General features: G+C 65.5%; 1 protein-coding gene. It reads right to left on the reverse strand.

The genetic code is table 11. The annotated features are described in order from the left end of the window. The coding region (locus SB764_RS44660; RefSeq protein ID WP_410867397.1) for a DUF4142 domain-containing protein at positions 1 to 235 on the reverse strand (235 nt) is incomplete at both ends.

A 235-nucleotide genomic window follows, 5' to 3' on the forward strand; every position in this document is an offset into this window, starting at 1 on the left:
TTTGGCGTTGTCGTTCGACACGCGTTCGGCGAAGGCCTTGACTTCCCTATCGGTGGAGCGCGACGCGGCGATGCGTGCGGCATCGCGTTGCGTCGAGACGGCCTTGGTTGCGTCGGTGATGAATGCCTGATCGGCGGCATGCAGCCGGCCGGTTTCCGGCGTTGCCGCTGACGGCGAAGTTTGAGCGCTGACTGCGGTAGCGACGACCAGGAGGCTGGCCATGCAGGCACTGGTG

This window comes from Paraburkholderia sp. SIMBA_027 (genome assembly GCF_046535315.1).
Taxonomy (GTDB): Bacteria; Pseudomonadota; Gammaproteobacteria; order Burkholderiales; family Burkholderiaceae; genus Paraburkholderia; species Paraburkholderia tropica.